Here is a 16,097-nt window from a genome sequence, read left to right as displayed (position 1 = left end):
GGTGTGGTATGGCGAGCAGTGACGGCGACGACGGCGAGACGCACGGACTCCAGGTGGACCTCTTCCACCCGGAGACCGAACGCGAGCCGGGCGACGGGAACATCGAACGGTGGGGCTTCGACATTCACCCCGTCGTCTTTCCCGCCGCGCTCCTGATAATCGCCATCTTCGTCGCCGCGACGCTCATCCTCGGCCCGGAGGCCGCGAGCATCTACTCCAGCGTCCGCGGCTTCTTCGAGGGGAACTTCGGTTGGTTCTACCTCCTCTCGGTGAACGTCTTCATCGTCGTCCTCCTCTTCTTCGCCATCAGCAAGTACGGGAAGATCCGGATCGGCGGCGTCGAGGCCGAGACAGAGTTCAGCACGTTCTCGTGGATGGCGATGCTGTTCAGCGCCGGCATGGGCATCGGGCTGATGTTCTACAGCGTCTCGGAACCGCTCTACTACGTCTCGAACGTTCCCGGCTTCTACAGCGCCGAAGCCGGCACCGGCGAAGCCGGCATCGCCGCGCTGACACAGACGTTCTTCCACTGGGGCTTCCACCCGTGGGCGATCTACGGCCTGGTGGGATTGGGCCTCGCGTTCTTCTCGTTCAACCGCGGGCTCCCGCTGACGTTCCGCTCGATCTTCTGGCCACTCCTCGGCGAACGCATCTACGGTTGGCCCGGCCACGTCATTGATCTCGTGTCAGTGTTCGCAACGCTGTTCGGCCTCGCAACGTCGCTGGGCCTTGGCGTCGCCCAGATCAACACCGGCCTCTCCTACATTCTCGGAAGCAGCATGCTCGGGGTCGCGAACGTCCCGACCGGGACCGTCCCGCAGATAATCCTCATCGCCACGATCACGCTGATCGCAACGCTCTCCGTCGCGGCCGGCCTCGACGGCGGCATCAAGCGCCTCAGCACGCTGAACGTCTACCTCATGTCCGCGCTGCTCGTCTTCCTCCTCATCATTGGGCCGACGCTCTTCATCTTCGGCGCTTGGGTGCAGGGCCTCGGCGCGTACTTCGGTGACCTCCTCACGCTCTCCTTCTTCACGGGCGCGCTCGGTGACGGCTCGTCGACCGTCCACGCCTGGACGGTGTTCTACTGGGCGTGGTGGATCGCGTGGTCGCCGTTCGTCGGGATGTTCGTCGCGCGCATCTCGAAGGGCCGCACCGTCCGGGAGTTCGTCATCGGCGTGCTCGTCCTGCCGTCGCTGTTCTCTACGGTCTGGCTCGCGGCCTTCGGTGGCAGCGGTCTCTTCAACACCCTCATGGGGAACGGCTCCGTCCTCGCGACGTACAACGAGGTCGGACAGACAGTCGCGATGTTCGCGATGCTCGATCAGTTCCCGCTCGGCGCGGTCTCGGGTCTGCTCGCGACGCTGCTCGTCGTGACGTTCTTCGTGACGTCCTCCGACTCCGGGTCGCTCGTCGTCGATCACCTTACCTCCGGCGGGAAGCACGACGTCCCGCGCGTCCAGCGCATCTTCTGGGCGGTCACCGAGGGCGGTGTCGCCGCGCTCCTCCTCTACGGCGGCGGGAGCGCGAGCCTCAACGCCCTCCAGACCGCCGCCATCGCCACCGGCTTCCCGTTCGCCATCGTCCTGCTCGTGATGTGCTATACCGTCTATCTCGGACTCAGGAACGAGTATCAAGTCCTCGCGTCCGAGGAGTTCAAAGAACGTATCGACGAGATAACCGACGAGGACTTCAACATCAACACGACGGGAACGGAGGTGGTGACGGACATCCGCGAACGGACCACCGGCGGCGATGACTGACGCCGCCGCACTGTGGTTCGGACGCACTCACGCCGTCCCGCATCGGTCGTCCGCGACGGCGACTGCGACCCGTACCTCCCTCCCAAGATGATCAACACCCCGTTCCGAGCCGGTACCGCCGCCATCGTCGTCGCGCTCTTCGGGGTCGGCCTCGTGCTGATGTCGCGCGGCCAGCTGATGTTCGCCGGACTCAGCTTCCTCGGCGCGAGCATCCTCATCTATCTGCGCGAATCGCGACTCTGAATGACGCGACGCGCGGCGTCACCGCGCGTCGGCGTCCATTCGCTTCGAGATGACGGGAATCGTCGTCGATCGAATGATCTTGTTCGTCGTACCACCGAGGACGTTGCCGAGTTTGCCGTAATAAGCCGACCCGAGCACGATTGCGTCCATCTCCTCATCTTCCGCGTAGGAGAGTATTTTCTCGCTAACCGAGCCGCTGCGCAACGCGGTGACACAGTCGACCCCGTGCTCGGCCGCCATCTCCTCGACATCGGCGAGGGTCTGCGTCCCGTGCTCGCGGTACTCCTCGCGTATTTTCTCCTCATTGTCGCGGATGGAGAGCGCGCGCGGTACTCCCGGTAGATCTACCACGTAAAGCGCGTGAACAGCCGATCCGAGCTCGGCCGCGAGCTCTACGCCGTGTCGCGCCCCCATCTCTCCCTCGTCGCTCCCGTCGTACGGAATCAACATCTCATCGTACATGCTCGACACCATCGGCCATTCACCCAGTGCTCGTAAAACGATTTCCCCCGAATCGGCCGATGGGAAGCGTTTCGAGCCATCTCAGAGCGATCCCGGGCGATGCCGAACGCTCGACGGGTGCGAACACCCGTGCGCGCCGCGCGGGCCGGGGCGCGCCGGAGACGTAAGACGGGGGCGAAGCGTCAGTCGCTCTCGGCGGACGCGGTCTCGCGTTCGGACTCGCGTTCTACGATCTCGTCGTGTGAGTCCACGGGGTCGTCGGGGAGCTGTCGGTTGAGACCGTTCGGGAGACCGAGTCGGGCGTTCGAGGCGTCCGGATTCCGGAGTTGCGTGCGACCGCGGTGGATGTAGAGGTCGTCGTTCAGATGGAGGTGGATCGCCTCTACGAGCACTTCCGCTTCGAGGGGTTGGCCCACCGCTCGAAGTTCGTCCTCGGTGGCGTCGTCGGGGACGTTGAACGCTCGTTGGGCGATGATCGGGCCCTGATCGAGGTCCGTGGTGACGTAGTGTGCAGTGACGCCGGCGACGCGCGCGCCGGCCTCGATGGCCTGCATGTAGGCGGACGCGCCGGGAAAGGCGGGAAGGAGGCTCGGATGGACGTTGATGATCCGGTGTTGATAGCGGAAGACGACCTTCGGGGAGAGGATGCGGATGTAGCGCGCGAGCGCGATCAGGTCGGTGTCGTGGTCGTCGAGGACGTCGAGGAGTTCGTCCTCGTCCGGGACGCCGTTCTCGTCACCGATGTCGTAGAACGGAATGTCGTGCTCGGCGGCGAGCGGTTCGAGGTCGCTGTGGTTGCCGACGACGACCGCGATTTCCGTTCCGAGTTCGTCGTTCTCCCACGCGTCGATGAGCGCCTCCAAGCAGTGGCTCTCCTTCGTCACGAGGACGGCGATCGAGCGGTCCTCGCTCCCGGGATACCGGATGTCGACGTCGACGCCGGTCTTCTCACCGAGTTCGGCGAGGTCGTGACGGAGCGTCTCGTGCGTGGTCACCATGTCGTCGGTGTCCACGCGCATCGTCATCCGAAACGTCCCCTCGCGGACGGCTTGATCGATGTCCTCGATGTTGACGTTGCGCTCGAAGAGGACCGAGGTGATCTCCGCAACGATCCCCGAGTCGTCCTCTCCGACGACTGTGATCTCGGTTAGTCCGTCACTCATACGACTCGCCTCTCGCTGACAGAACCACTCATTGTGTGATCATCGTAATCGACGCCGCTTCAGTTGAAAAGCGTGTATGTGTAGATGTGGTCTTCTTTTAATACGGGGCGCCGCGGCACGATTGCTCAACGCCGGTCGGGGCCGTGACGGTGGCCGTCGCGGAACCGCTCGTGTCGCCGTCAGCGAGCGTTTCGAAGCACTCATCCGGCGTCTCAATGCCATGTATCGCTTCGCACATGTGCGTGGCGTATATCGCCGCAAAAACTCCGTCGATCAGTCCTGACGCCGCGTTCGACGCGTCTCGGAACTGCAACCGCAAACGGGCAGATGGCTAATTGGTGGTGCGTTTCAGGGGAGGTCGACGGCGACGCCCGCCTGGTCGCCGGCGGCCTTCACAGTGTTGTAGAGAAGCATCGCGATGGTCAGCGGACCGACGCCGCCCGGAACGGACGTGATGGCGTCCGCCTTCGCCGATGCGTCTCGAACTCGACGTCCCCGACGAGCTCGTAGCCCTTCTCCGTGTCCGCCTCCACGCGGTTGACGCCGACGTCGATCACCGTCGTTCCCTCGGAGAGCATGGAGCTGTCCACGAGTTCGGGGACGCCGGCGGCGGTGACGACGATGTCCGCATGTCGCGTGTGCGCTCCGAGGTCGTCGGTACGGGAGTGGCAGATGGTGATGGTAGCGTTTCCGCCGTCATCGCGCTGCAAGAGGAGGTTCGCGAGCGGCTTCCCGACGATTTCCCAGCGCTCTACCACTACCACGTCCGACCCCGCGGGGTCGATGTCTTCCGCTTCGAGTATCTTCTCGACGCCGTGTGGGGTGCAGGGCTTGAAGCGGGCGTCGCCGGAGACGAGGCGGCCGACGTTCTCCGGGTGGAAGCCGTCCACGTCCTTCGCCGGGTCGACCCGGCGAATCACCGTCGACTCTTCGACGTGCTCCGCGAGGGGGTGCTGGACGAGGATGCCGTGGACGTCCGGGTCGGCGTTCAGCTCGTCGATCGTCTCGTAGAGTGCCGCTGCGGGTGACTCGGGGTCGATCTCGACGTGGATCCCTCAATCCCCCGACCTCCGCGCAGGCGCGCTGCTTCATCGAGACGTACGTCTCACTCGTGTCGTCCTCACTCATCAGGACGGTCGCGAGCCCGGGGCGTCACACCCGCGTCCGCCAACGTCCCGACGCACGACTCGAGTTCCCTCCTGATTCCGTCCGCGATCGCGTTCCAGTCGATCGTCCTAGTCATAGTTGTCTCCGTACGCGTGGGTCGCTCGCCGCCCAGTGCCGTCGTTCGCATGGGACCCGGGACACCTGGATAGTCGATGGCGCGGAATACCGCACCCGTTCAAGGAGGACGGTCCTCTCGCCCGAGGAAGTCGCGGAGAAACTCCCGCTCGTCGACGAGGCCACGATGTGGGGGGCGAGTCGTGGAGAACACTACCGCACGCGCATCGCGCCCTGGTGCGCTCACGTGACGCGCTCGACGTCACACCACGACTGATAAGGTCACCGACTGGTCGTGGCAGACGGCCGCGCGGCCGAGAGTTAAGCGCCGAGAGTCGCTCTAGGCAAGCGATGAAGCGGGCCATCAGCACGGACGACGTACCGGCGGCGGTGGGCGCGTACAATCAGGCGACAACGAACGGCGAGATACTATCACGGCCGGGCAACTCCCGCTCACGGCTGACGGCGGGTTGCTCGACGACGCCTTCGTCGCCGAGCAGACGTGCCAGTGTCTCCGGAACGTCGAGGCGATCCTCAAATCGGAGGACAGGTCGCTCGAGGATGTCCTCAAGACGACTGTCTTCCTCGACGACATCGACGACTTCGACGCGGCGTACAGCGGGTTCTTCGAGACGGCGCCGCCCGCTCGGAGTGCGGTCGGAGCGGGCGACGTCTCGAAGGGCCCCGCCGTCGAAATCGAGGCGATCGCGACGGTCGAGTAGGCGCCCGGGACCGCGGCGCTTGAACTCGGATTCAGGGCGAGATTGGCCGAGACGGTTCGAGGTGGGGTGAGACGGCGCGGACGCCGTCAGCGCGCGTTCGCGGCCCGGCGGATCCGGTCAAGTATCTCGTCGCGGTCGACCTCGCGGTCGGCCTCGGTGGAGAGTTTGCCCATGACGCACTCGAGCAGGTCGAACTCTTGGAGGAGCTCGAAGGCGTCCATACGTTCGACCCCGATGGCGCGGCCGACCTCGTGGATGGTGTTTGCGGCGTCCACGGCGTCGACGATGTCGTCAATCGTGACGGACTCGGAGAGACCCATCCCGTCCGTCACGACTTCGGACGTCGGGGCGTCCGCGTCGGGCGCAGGCGAGGGAGTACCGGTATCATTGCCCGTCTCTTCGGCGTTCGTCCGCGCCGTGTCGTAGGAGTTCGGTTCGTGAATCCCGTGCTGGATCATGTAGCGCCGCACGGTCTCCGCGGTGACGTCCATCTCGATGACGTCCGCCATCTCGGCGAACGTCTCGCAGGAGTCGTAGATGTCGGCGAGGAGTTCAGTGTCCTCGAACGGGGGGACGTCACGGTCGGTGCGCTCCGATCGGTCAGTTCCCGTCGCGGTCGCGTCGCGCTCGGCGGCGCCAGCGGTGTCGCTCGTCGTGTCGACATCGTCGGCGGTGACGGTGAGAAGGACGGAGAGCGCGCCGTCTTCGATGGTGAGGAACGTCGGCGTGACGTCGAGTCGGTCGTCGGTCGGGATGGTGGGGAGGTTCGCGTCGAGTGTGAGTGTGAGCGACTCGTCGTCGAGCGTCGCGTCGGCGAGCGCAATCTCCCCGATATCCTCAGCGTTCGGGCCGACATGGTACGTGACGGTCGCGCGCGCTTCCGTCTCCGTCACTTCGATACGGGGGTCGGACAGCTCGACGCCCGCGTCGTCCCGTCGCTCGCACTTCTCGAGGAACCGTCCCAGCCGACGAAGCGCGCCCCCTCGTGTCATGATCCATGTCCTCTACACACACAAAAATCATGAACAATGGCGTTGTATAAACAACATTTTTATAACTGGTGGCCGGAGCGGGCACGCGTCACGGCAGATTCGCCTCGACGTACGAGCGCAGGCGGCGCTCGACTGCGTCGTCCATCGGGGGGCGCTCGTACGCAGCCAACCGGTCCTCGACGTACTCGTGTGCCCGCTCGAACGTCGAGTCGCTCGTCCCGTCCGCCCACGCGCGATGCGGCCGACGCTCCGCGATCCGCGGCCGGAACCCCGTGTCGTCGTCCGACCCCGCCGCGCCCAAGTAGTGGCCGGCCGGGTCGACCGATGCGATCCGTTCGACGTCGATCCCCTCCTCCGGGACCGAGATACCCTCACGGAACCATTCCAAGGCGCGCAGTGTCTCACAGTCCAGCACGAACTTCTCCCATGAAACCGCCGCGTACGAGTCCAAGACACCGGCCGCGTGCAGGACGAAGTCGACGCCGGCGAGCGCTGTCACCGCCTGCGCGAGCGCCGACTCCGCGCCGCTCTGGTGGCCGACCGTCACCGCGTCCGTCACTCCACCGCCCGCGCGCGTCGGCACCCCGTAGTAGCGGCCGAGCTGGGCCGTCACAGACGCGAACAGCCCGGACGCCGGGCCGCCGATCGAGAGGGATTCGTGCCGGTCGTCCACGCGCGCCAGCGGGAGGCCGTACACCACCGGCGTCCCCGGATTGCAGAGCTGCGCGAGCGTGATCCCGAACAGCGTCTCTGCGTTCGCCTGCGCGAGCGACGCGGCGAACGAGCGCGGCCCCGACGCGCCCGGCATCGTGAACGAGGAGACGATCACCGGCTGGCCGTGCTCGGCGTACGCGAGCAACGCCCCGAGCATCTCCGTACCGATCCCACGCGGCGGGAGCGTGTTCACGAGCCCCGCAATCACCGGCCGCGACAGCGACGGCACCCCGGTCGCGATCGCCGCCATGGTACGAGGGGCGCGAGATGACAGGCGAGATGGTGACGACGCTTGTTCGCGGGAAGTCGTTGCCGACGACGGCGAGACCCCATAGTAGGTGACCTTGGTTGTACGCTGCAATAAACATTGAGACAACACTGATCCTCGACGTCGAGCTGTTTGGTCGGCATGGTACTGATCCAGCGGTTGCGCTTCTCTATCGACTCGACGAGAAATAGGATCTCTCCGACACCGTATTTCTCGTGGATCAGTTCGGCTGTCGGACTACCATTGCTTGATTAGAATGGGCGGTCGGGTCAACTACACCGAGCGAGACTTCATCGAGAAGTGATTTCATACCCTTAAAACGCGCATCGACCGCTTTCATAATTCGTGGGTGGGAAGTCGGTCAAGTACACGCAAATAGATTGAACAATCCATGTACTACTACAACTGCCATTGACCGAATCAATCTCTTGACGGAAAGACGCCAGCGCAGGAGGTGCAGCACCAGACGATGCCTAAATCCCCATCATAGCATTCGCTGAGCAGGTATGCAAGCATCTCTGGTCAGCTACTCAATGTCCTGTTCATTCCTCAAAATAGCTTAATTATACAGTGACTCGATACGATATTATCCAAGAATAAGTCTAAAGAGACAACGACACCTGCGGATGCGAAAGCCGACATGGAGGCCACATTCGTAGACTAATGCCGGATATAGGGACGGTAGGCGCTCGTCAGAAGCGGTTGCTGACGCACGCTGACGGTGTGTATCGAACTGGAGCAGTTGAGGCGAGAGTGAATATACCTTATCTATGTATTATGTGTGTGTCTGTGTCTTTTCCGTCGTGTGTATCGCGACTCTGGTGTTGCCCTGACCGGATTCGGGAGAACGACCCCGGGTGCGTACGCCCCCCGATCAGCGTCCTAAATCGGCTAACATTACATTTACACACCTATTAGTGTAATATGTTGTGTGAGGCACCCGGACGGCGGTGGGCTGCGACGACGCCGCGCTCCCCGAGTCGGTGCCAGCCGTCGGCCCGTACGGCGTCGAGGAATTCGCGGAGTGCCGAGGACGCGCCACGCGACGCTCCGGGTCCGGTGTCGACGGGAGCCATCGAGACGGCCCGCGGTCCACCGCGGGGCGAACGGTGGTCGCGATCTATGCGTCGTCGCCGAGAGTCCGCCGGATAGCGCGCGTGAGCACGTCTATTCCGATATCGATACTGGCTTCGTCGATGTCGAACGTGGGCGTGTGGTGACCGGTCGGGTGGTCGGTGCCGACGATGACGTACGTCGCTTCGCCGCCGCGCTCTTGTACCCGACGCATCAGGTACGTGGCGTCCTCACTCGCGCCGAACGGCGCGCTCGGGCGAACGGACTCGACGGCTGGAACGTTGGTGGCGACGGCGCCGACGATGTCCGCGAGGCCGTCGTCGCTGTCGACGCGCGGCGCCCGTCCGACGGTCTCCGTCGAGAGGGTACAGTCGTGCATCGCGCCCGCATGCTCGAGGACGCGGTCGACGCGATCCGTGAGGTAGTCGAGGACATCGTTCGTCCCAGCACGTGCCTCGAGTTCGAGGACGGCGTCGTCCGCGACGACGTTCGACGCGGTGCCGGCCTCGACGCGTCCGACGTTCACGCGAGTGAGCGCGTCAGCGTGCCGCGCGATCCCGTAGACGTTCTGCACCGTCGTGGCCATGGCCTGGACGGCGTTTCGCCCCTCGTGTGGTGCCGCGCCGGCGTGTGCGCTCTCGCCGGTGAAGCGGGCGTGCGTCTGGCGGATCGCGAGCGGTTTCTCGACGCCGGAGACGATTTCGCCCGTCGGGTGATCGAAGCCGACGTGCACCGCGAAGAGGGCATCGATGTCGTCGGCGTGCCCGCTCTCGGCCATCGGACGACCGCCACCGAGTACCTCCTCCGCCGGCTGGAAGAAGAGCTTGAAGGTTCCCGCGAAGTCGCTCGCCTTCACGGCCTCGAGGACGCCGAGGCCGATCGTCATGTGGGCGTCGTGCCCGCAGGCGTGCATGACGCCCGCGTTCTCCGAACGGAACTTCTCTGCCGCGGGCTGGTGCTCGTCGTCGTCCGCCTCTGTTACGGGGAGCGCGTCGATGTCAACCCGGAGGCCGACGATGGGGCCGGGTCCGCGATCGAGCACCGCGACGAGCCCGGTCGTCCCTCCCGCGGTCGCGTCGAGGACGTCCACGCGCGCGCCCCGGTCGGCCGCGCGCTCGCGCCACCGGTCGAGCGTGTCGACGTCCGGCACCCCAACGCGCTCGTCCGCGTCGAGCGCCGATGAGCCGACGTGCAGGCGATCGACGCCGATCGCTTCGACGGCGTCGACGAGCCGACTCGTCGTCAGGAACTCGCACCACGACGGCTCCGGATACGCGTGGAACGTGCGGCGCTGGGCGATCCGGGCGTCTGACTCGGCGAACGCCATTTTACGCGGTGTGCTCCCCGAACGCGTCGAGCGCGGCTTCGGCGACGGCCATGTCCTGCGAGACTTCGCCGCCGCTGACACCGATGGTGCCGATGGTGTCGCCGTCGCGTACGATCGGATAGCCGCCACCGAAGACGACCAGCCGGTTCTCGTCGGTGGTCTGGAGCCCCCAGAGGGACTCCCCGGGCGTCGACGCCTCCGCGAGGTCGTGTGTGGGCATCTGGAGTGCCGCCGCGGTATATGCCTTGTTACGCGAGATGGAGACGCTCGCCAGCCACGCGTCGTCCATTCGGTGCTGGGCGACGAGGTTCCCCGCCGGGTTCGCCACTGTGATCACCATCTCCAGATCCATCTCAGCGGCGGCTGCCTCGGCTTTCTCGATCAGATCCGTCGCTTCAGTCAGCGTGATCGTCTCGCTCATGACGTACGCTGATAGTCGAGTACGGCACTTAGTAGTACGTGCCGAGGACAGACGGATCCAACCACAACACATACACATACTGATGTGTTTCGGTCGGCGGGATCCGACGCCGTCGGCCACGGGTGCCGGGAGCACGACGCTGCCTCGGTGCGCGACCACGAGCGTTCGCCCGATCAGTCGTAGAGCGGGTACGCGTCGGTCAGTTCGTCGACCTGTGCGCTGACGCCCTCGATCACGTCGTCGTCATTCGGGGCGTCGACGACGTCCGCGATGAGGTTGCCGACCTGGCGCATCTCCGCCTCCTCAAAGCCGCGCGTCGTGAGCGCGGGCGTCCCCACACGGATACCCGAGGGGTTGAACGCCGAGCGCGACTCCCCCGGCACCGTGTTGGCGTTGAGGACGATCCCCGCCTCCTCCAGGGCCGCTTCGACGTCCTTCCCGGCCGTCTCCGGATGCGACGGCCGGAGGTCGGCGAGGACGAGGTGGGTATCCGTCCCGCCGGAGACGAGCGAGAGCCCGCGCAGTTCGAAGGTCTCCGCGAGCGCCTCGGCGTTCTTTACGACCTGCGCGGCGTACGCGTCGAACTCGGGGTCAAGGGCCTCGCCGAAGCCGACGGCCTTGCCCGCGACGTTGTGCATGAGGGGACCGCCCTGTATCCCGGGGAAGACGGCGGCGTCGACGTCGTCGGCGTACTCCTCGCGACACATGATGAGGCCGCCGCGACCTGAGCGGATCGTCTTGTGCGTGCTCCCGGTGACGAAGTCCGCGATGCCGACCGGACTCGGATGCTCGCCCGCCGCGACCAGCCCCGTGATGTGCGCGATGTCGGCGAGGTGGTAGGCGCCCACCGAATCGGCGCTCTCCTGGATCGCCTCCCAGTCGACCTCGCGGGGGTACGCGGAGAAGCCGGAGATGACGAGGTCGGGTTCGACGTCGCGAGCGAGCTCGTCGAGGCCCGCGTAGTCGAGGCGTCCGGTCTCGCTGTCGACCTCGTACTGCACGACGTCGTAGAGCTTGCCGGCGGCGTTCGCGGGATGGCCGTGCGAGAGGTGCCCGCCGTGCATCAGGTCGAGCGAGAGGATCGTATCGCCCGGATCGAGGACGGACATGAGGACCGCCATGTTCGCCTGCGACCCGGAGTGGGGCTGGACGTTGACGTGCTCGGCCCCCCAGAGCTCCTTCGCGCGCTCGATCGCGAGCTGCTCGACGTCGTCGGCGTACTCGCAGCCGCCGTAGTAGCGCCCGCCGGGGTAGCCCTCCGCGTAGTTGTTCGTCAGCTCGGAGCTCTGTGCCTCCATGACCGCCTGACTGACGTGGTTCTCGCTCGCGATCATCGCCAGCGTCTCGTTCTGCCGCTCGCGTTCGCTCGTCAGTGCCGACGCCACTGCTGGGTCGATCTGTCGGACCGTCTCGTACGTCATCGTGCGCACGTCACGGGACTCCCGTATAGGCCTTCGCCGTCCCCCGCCCGCCGCACCGCAAGAACACAATATTTCGGATAGTGTACCAATAGAGTTGACGTGTGTTTCGCGTCGCGGACGTCGCTCGACGAGCAGATCGCCGATCCGCCAACGCGCATCGATACCGGCTGTCTCACTGCTATTCGTCTCCCTCGTCGTTCCAGTCGGCGGTTCGTGGCGACGCGTCGATCGCGGGGCGACGATAGCTATATACTCCGTCGCTGTCATGGCCGCCTATCGCGACGACGCGGGCGAGTCGCGCCCGCACGGGCGACGAGGAAAACACGATGACCGACGCACCCCACCACCCGATCCAGTACAGCGACATCGAGCGCGCGCGCGAGCGCCTCCGCGACGACGTCGTCAAACGCACGCCGGTCGAGCGCAGCACGTCGATCGGCGAGCTCGTCGACGCGGACGTCCACCTGAAGATGGAACACCTCCAGTGGACGGGCTCGTTCAAGACGCGGGGCGCGTTCAACAAGATCAGCCAGGACGTCGCCGACGGCGTCGACGAGTTCGTGGCGGCGAGCGCCGGCAACCACGCCCAGGGCGTCGCGCTCGCCGCGACCGAGTGCGGCGCGGACTCTACGGTCGTGATGCCCGAGACCGCACCGCAGGCGAAGGTCGACGCGACGCGCGACTACGGTGCGAGTGTCGAGCTCGTCGGCGAGGACTTCCAAGAGACGATGGCACACGCGCAGTCGCTCGTCGAGGGCGCCGACGCCGAGTTTGTCCACGCCTACGACGATCCAGACATCGTCGCCGGCCAGGGGACCCTCGGCATCGACATGTACGAGGACCTCCCCGAGATGGACACCGTCGTCGTCCCGATCGGCGGCGGGGGGCTCATCTCGGGGATCGCGACCGCGATCAAACACCACGATCCGAGCGTTCGTGTCGTCGGGGTGCAGGCCCGCGGTGCCGAAACTGTCCACGCGAGCCTCGATAAGGGCGCGCCCGTGACGCTCGACGAGACGGACACGATCGCCGACGGTATCGCGACCGGCGGCATCTCTGAGCTGACGCTGCGCACCATCGACGCCCACGTCGACGAGGTCGTGACCGTCACCGACGACGAGATCACGCGCGCGATCCTCCTCCTTCTCGAACGCGCGAAGCAGGTCGTCGAGGGCGCGGGCGCGGCGTCCGTCGCGGCGCTCCTCGGCGACGACCTCGACGTCGCGGGCGAGACCGTGATGCCGCTGCTCTGCGGAGGGAACCTCGACATGACGATGCTCCAGACCGTGCTCGTACACGCGCTCACCGACCGCCAGCAGACGCTCCGGTTGCGCGTGCAAATCGACGACCGTCCCGGCGAGATGGAGCGTCTCGCTGGGCTCATCGCCGAGCGCGACGCGAACATCCACGATGTCCGGCACGTCCGCGCCGACGAGTCGCTCGACGTCGGGGAGGCGTATCTCCTCTTCCGCGTGGAGACGAACGGCGCCGAGCACGCCGCCTCGATCGTTACCACGATCGAAGGCGCCGGATACACCGTCGACGACGTCACCCGGGGCACCTAAGTAATCCGAGTGGTCGTGGTTCCCCCCGCGTCGAGCGGTTTTACTATCGATCGGGTAGACCGAATGCGTGTGACGCGAATTATCAGTACAGACGGTGCGGCAGCGGCAGTCGGAGCGTACAGTCAGGCGACGACGAACGGCGATCTCCTCTTCACCGCCGGGCAACTCCCGTTGACGGCGGACGGCGACCTCCTCGACGACGCGCCGGTCGACGAGCAGACCGCACAGTGCCTCCGGAACGTCGAGGCCGTCCTCGCCGCGGAGGGACTCGACGCAAGCGACGTCCTGAAGACGACGGTGTTCCTCGACGACATCGACGACTTCGACGCGTTCGACGCGGCGTACAGCGACTTCTTCGACGACGAGCCGCCGGCGCGGAGCGCGGTCGGCGTCGCCGACGTCCCGAAGGGCGCCGCCGTCGAGATCGAGGTCGTCGCCGACGCCGGCTGAACGCCCGGAGGCGGCCCCGGTCGGACGATCGACCGCCGCCAAGACGGTGACGCGTTCGGTGCCGGATCGCGGGGGCTACGCGACGGTTGCGACTGTGCTGCGGGGGCTAGGGGGCTATCACGACTGGACCGCGGTCTCCCGGAGGCGAGCGAGGATCTGTTCTCGGCCGACCTGGCCGTCGTCGTCGCGGGTGAGACGCCCCATCACGAACTCGAGGAGGTCGAGATCGGTGAGCAACTCGAAGGCGTCCATGCGCTCGATGCCGAGACACCGCCCGACCTCGCGGATCGTCTCGGCATCGTTCACGGCCACCACGAGGTCGTCGACCGTCACCGACTCCGGGAGGCCCATCCCGTCCGTCCGGATCGGCGGCGCGGTATCGTCGTGGGCGTCCGGTGTCGTGGACGGCGACTGCGCGGCGGGCGCGGTCTCCGGTGTCGTGGCGTCGTCCGCGTTCCCCGTGTCGTAGCTGTCCGGTTCGTGGATCCCGTTCCGGATCATGTAGCGCCGGACCGTCTCCGCGGAGACGTCCATCTCGATGACGTCCGCCATCTCGGCGAACGTCTCGCACGACGCGTAGATCTCGGCGAGCCGATCGGCGTCCCGGAACGGCGGTACGTCGGCGTCGCCACCGCCCTGTGCGTCGTCGGGCGTGGGCGTCGTCGCCGTCGGTGCGTTGCCCGCCGACGATCCCGATCTGACGGGCGTTCGCGCCGTGACGACGGTGGTCGGAGTGGGGGTGAGGGAGACGTCACGCACCGCGACATCGATGGCGTCGGCGTGGGAGGGAACGAGCGGACCGCTCAACGCGAGCGTGACCGCGAGCGAGCCGTCGGCGTCGAGGGAGGCGTCTCGGACGTCGACAGCGGCCGTTGGCGTCCCGTCGTCGGTCGCGAGCGCGATGTCGGCGTCGACGCGCGCTTCGTCGTCCGTGATCGTGACGTCCGCGCCACGGACGTCGATGCTCGACCGCTGTTCGCATTTCTCAAGGAAACACCCAATCCGTTGCAGTGAGTCTCCCACAGACATACTGGTCGTGACCACGGATCCGGCGTCCCTGAAACGCGGTGTGGAATAGTGAGAGGGTTTATACGACAGAATAATACGTTAGGGCTAAATTATAAATATATCCGCCCGATTCGTTCCTATAGTGAGTGGGTATAGACAATATTGTTCGGAGAAGAGGGGTATTTCTGAACGGAAGCCCGCGGATCGTCTCGGGTCGCCGTCGCGCGGGACGCGTCGCCGCGGCCGTCGGGAGGAACGGTGAGCCTCGTCACCGTTGCGGACATCAGACACGACGATCTGGCGTTGACGCCGACCATCGAGTCCCACGCGAGCGACGAGCTCAAGGTCGTCTCGCAGTCCGCGACCGACCCCGAGACGGGCCAGTTCTTCTTCCTCGTGAAGGGGATCAATGGCGACTTTGAGGAAGCGCTCGACGCCGACCACACCGTTAGCGAGTGGACGCGCATCGCCGAGGAGAAGAACACGCGCATCTATCGGATCGGCCACACGGACGACACCATCCTCCTGTCGCCGATGGTCACCTCCCTGGGCGGGCTGATGCTCGAGGCGAAGGGCAGCGAGCGCGGCTGGACGGTGCGTCTCCTCCTCACCGGTCGCGAGTCGCTCTCCGGGCTCTGGGAGTACTGCGAGTCCGAGGGGATCGACTTCACGCTCAAGCGGACCTTCCGACAGGACGGCTGGGAACACGGCGAGCCGAGCACGCTCACCGACGCACAGCGCGACGCGCTCGTCACCGCGTACGACGAGGGGTACTTCGAGGAGCCGCGCGAGGCCTCGCTCGCAGACCTCGCGGCGGTCCTCGACATCTCCTCGACCGCCGTCAGCGGGCGGATCCGCCGCGGCACCGCCCAGCTCGTCGAATCGACGTTGCTCGAAGAATAGGAGCGGTGTCGCTTAGACCACGAGGACGTGGTCGTCCCGCGGCTCGTAGATCGCACCCGCCATCCGGAGGTCGTAGATCGCATCGAGCGTCGCCTCAATGGTGACCTCCTGCTCGGAGAGCGCCGCCGTGAGGACGCCGAGGGGGACGCCGTCGGGATACTCGTCGCCGAGCGCGTCGAGCGCGCTCTCGACGTCGTCAGTGTCGAGTCCGGCGTCGAGTGCCGTCCGCTCCCACTTGATGTCGTGCCCGGTGACGCTACGGTGGCGTCGATAACGCTCGATCGCGTCGTTCGGCTCCGTGATGACGGCGTGGAAGTCGCAGGTCGCACACGTGATCGTGCCGGCGTGTGGCCGCTCGGCGTCCGTCGTCGACGCCATTG

14 protein-coding genes and 3 pseudogenes are annotated in these 16,097 nt (G+C 65.9%); 7 read left to right on the top strand and 10 right to left on the bottom strand.

Going from position 1 to position 16,097, the window contains the following annotated elements; all coding sequences use genetic code 11:
• Positions 1-8 precede the first annotated feature (8 nt).
• Together IEX91_RS11165 and IEX91_RS11160 are read left to right on the top strand one after the other, a co-directional pair.
• Positions 9-1,763: a BCCT family transporter gene (locus IEX91_RS11165; RefSeq protein WP_188879028.1), complete on the top strand. Its 1,755-nt coding sequence runs from the start codon at positions 9-11 to the stop codon at positions 1,761-1,763.
• Between the two features lie 12 nt (positions 1,764-1,775).
• Positions 1,776-2,006, top strand: coding sequence for a hypothetical protein (locus IEX91_RS11160; RefSeq protein ID WP_188879337.1), 231 nt, complete (start codon positions 1,776-1,778; stop codon positions 2,004-2,006).
• Between the two features lie 18 nt (positions 2,007-2,024).
• Here the strand turns inward: IEX91_RS11160 and IEX91_RS11155 are convergent, their stop codons facing one another.
• From IEX91_RS11155 to IEX91_RS11145, 3 genes and pseudogenes are all read right to left on the bottom strand, one after another.
• Complete coding sequence (locus tag IEX91_RS11155) at positions 2,025-2,468, bottom strand: universal stress protein (RefSeq protein WP_188879026.1); 444 nt, start codon at positions 2,466-2,468, stop codon at positions 2,025-2,027.
• A 182-nt stretch (positions 2,469-2,650) separates the two neighbouring features.
• On the bottom strand, positions 2,651-3,631 hold the full coding sequence (locus IEX91_RS11150) for a formyltetrahydrofolate deformylase (protein WP_188879024.1): 981 nt from the start codon (positions 3,629-3,631) through the stop codon (positions 2,651-2,653).
• 348 nt (positions 3,632-3,979) lie between these two features.
• Positions 3,980-4,874 (bottom strand): annotated as a pseudogene (locus tag IEX91_RS11145) (tetrahydrofolate dehydrogenase/cyclohydrolase catalytic domain-containing protein).
• Between the two features lie 329 nt (positions 4,875-5,203).
• Between IEX91_RS11145 and IEX91_RS11140 the strand changes: the two are divergent.
• Positions 5,204-5,574 (top strand): annotated as a pseudogene (locus IEX91_RS11140) (Rid family detoxifying hydrolase).
• A gap of 86 nt (positions 5,575-5,660) precedes the next feature.
• Here IEX91_RS11140 and IEX91_RS11135 read toward each other — a convergent pair.
• Entirely contained in the window at positions 5,661-6,566 is a 906-nt protein-coding gene (locus IEX91_RS11135; RefSeq protein ID WP_188879023.1) for a hypothetical protein, read from the bottom strand.
• An 88-nt stretch (positions 6,567-6,654) separates the two neighbouring features.
• Positions 6,655-7,530, bottom strand: coding sequence for a trimethylamine methyltransferase family protein (locus IEX91_RS11130; protein ID WP_188879021.1), 876 nt, complete (start codon positions 7,528-7,530; stop codon positions 6,655-6,657).
• 95 nt (positions 7,531-7,625) lie between these two features.
• Between IEX91_RS11130 and IEX91_RS16295 the strand changes: the two are divergent.
• Positions 7,626-7,963: pseudogene (locus tag IEX91_RS16295) on the top strand (IS6 family transposase); the annotation flags it as partial.
• Positions 7,964-8,668: 705 nt separating this feature from the next.
• Here IEX91_RS16295 and IEX91_RS11125 read toward each other — a convergent pair.
• The 3 genes from IEX91_RS11125 to glyA form a co-directional block, all read right to left on the bottom strand.
• Complete coding sequence (locus tag IEX91_RS11125) at positions 8,669-9,949, bottom strand: amidohydrolase (protein ID WP_188879019.1); 1,281 nt, start codon at positions 9,947-9,949, stop codon at positions 8,669-8,671.
• A 1-nt stretch (position 9,950) separates the two neighbouring features.
• Positions 9,951-10,370, bottom strand: coding sequence for a GlcG/HbpS family heme-binding protein (locus IEX91_RS11120; protein WP_188879017.1), 420 nt, complete (start codon positions 10,368-10,370; stop codon positions 9,951-9,953).
• Between the two features lie 173 nt (positions 10,371-10,543).
• Positions 10,544-11,791 carry a serine hydroxymethyltransferase gene (gene glyA / locus IEX91_RS11115; RefSeq protein ID WP_188879015.1) on the bottom strand — a complete coding sequence of 416 codons (1,248 nt, stop codon included), beginning with the start codon at positions 11,789-11,791 and terminating at the stop codon, positions 10,544-10,546.
• Between the two features lie 326 nt (positions 11,792-12,117).
• On the opposite strand from glyA, the gene ilvA reads away from it, so the two are divergent.
• Both ilvA and IEX91_RS11105 read left to right on the top strand, forming a co-directional pair.
• Positions 12,118-13,356: a threonine ammonia-lyase gene (ilvA, locus tag IEX91_RS11110; protein ID WP_188879013.1), complete on the top strand. Its 1,239-nt coding sequence runs from the start codon at positions 12,118-12,120 to the stop codon at positions 13,354-13,356.
• A 69-nt stretch (positions 13,357-13,425) separates the two neighbouring features.
• Positions 13,426-13,806 (top strand): Rid family detoxifying hydrolase, encoded by a 381-nt coding sequence (locus IEX91_RS11105; RefSeq protein WP_188879012.1) that lies wholly within the window; start codon positions 13,426-13,428, stop codon positions 13,804-13,806.
• 117 nt (positions 13,807-13,923) lie between these two features.
• Here the strand turns inward: IEX91_RS11105 and IEX91_RS11100 are convergent, their stop codons facing one another.
• Positions 13,924-14,835, bottom strand: a complete 912-nt coding sequence (locus IEX91_RS11100) for a hypothetical protein (RefSeq protein ID WP_188879010.1) — start codon at positions 14,833-14,835, stop codon at positions 13,924-13,926.
• A gap of 237 nt (positions 14,836-15,072) precedes the next feature.
• On the opposite strand from IEX91_RS11100, the gene IEX91_RS11095 reads away from it, so the two are divergent.
• On the top strand, positions 15,073-15,717 hold the full coding sequence (locus tag IEX91_RS11095; RefSeq protein ID WP_188879008.1) for a helix-turn-helix domain-containing protein: 645 nt from the start codon (positions 15,073-15,075) through the stop codon (positions 15,715-15,717).
• A gap of 12 nt (positions 15,718-15,729) precedes the next feature.
• On the opposite strand, the gene IEX91_RS11090 is transcribed toward IEX91_RS11095, so the two are convergent.
• On the bottom strand, positions 15,730-16,095 hold the full coding sequence (locus tag IEX91_RS11090; protein WP_188879007.1) for a hypothetical protein: 366 nt from the start codon (positions 16,093-16,095) through the stop codon (positions 15,730-15,732).
• Positions 16,096-16,097 lie beyond the last annotated feature (2 nt).

The sequence above is a fragment of the Halarchaeum nitratireducens genome, assembly GCF_014647155.1.
Taxonomy (GTDB): domain Archaea; phylum Halobacteriota; class Halobacteria; order Halobacteriales; family Halobacteriaceae; genus Halarchaeum; species Halarchaeum nitratireducens.
The sequence above is the reverse complement of the archived record's forward strand: the minus strand, read 5'-3'. Positions and strand labels throughout refer to the sequence as shown.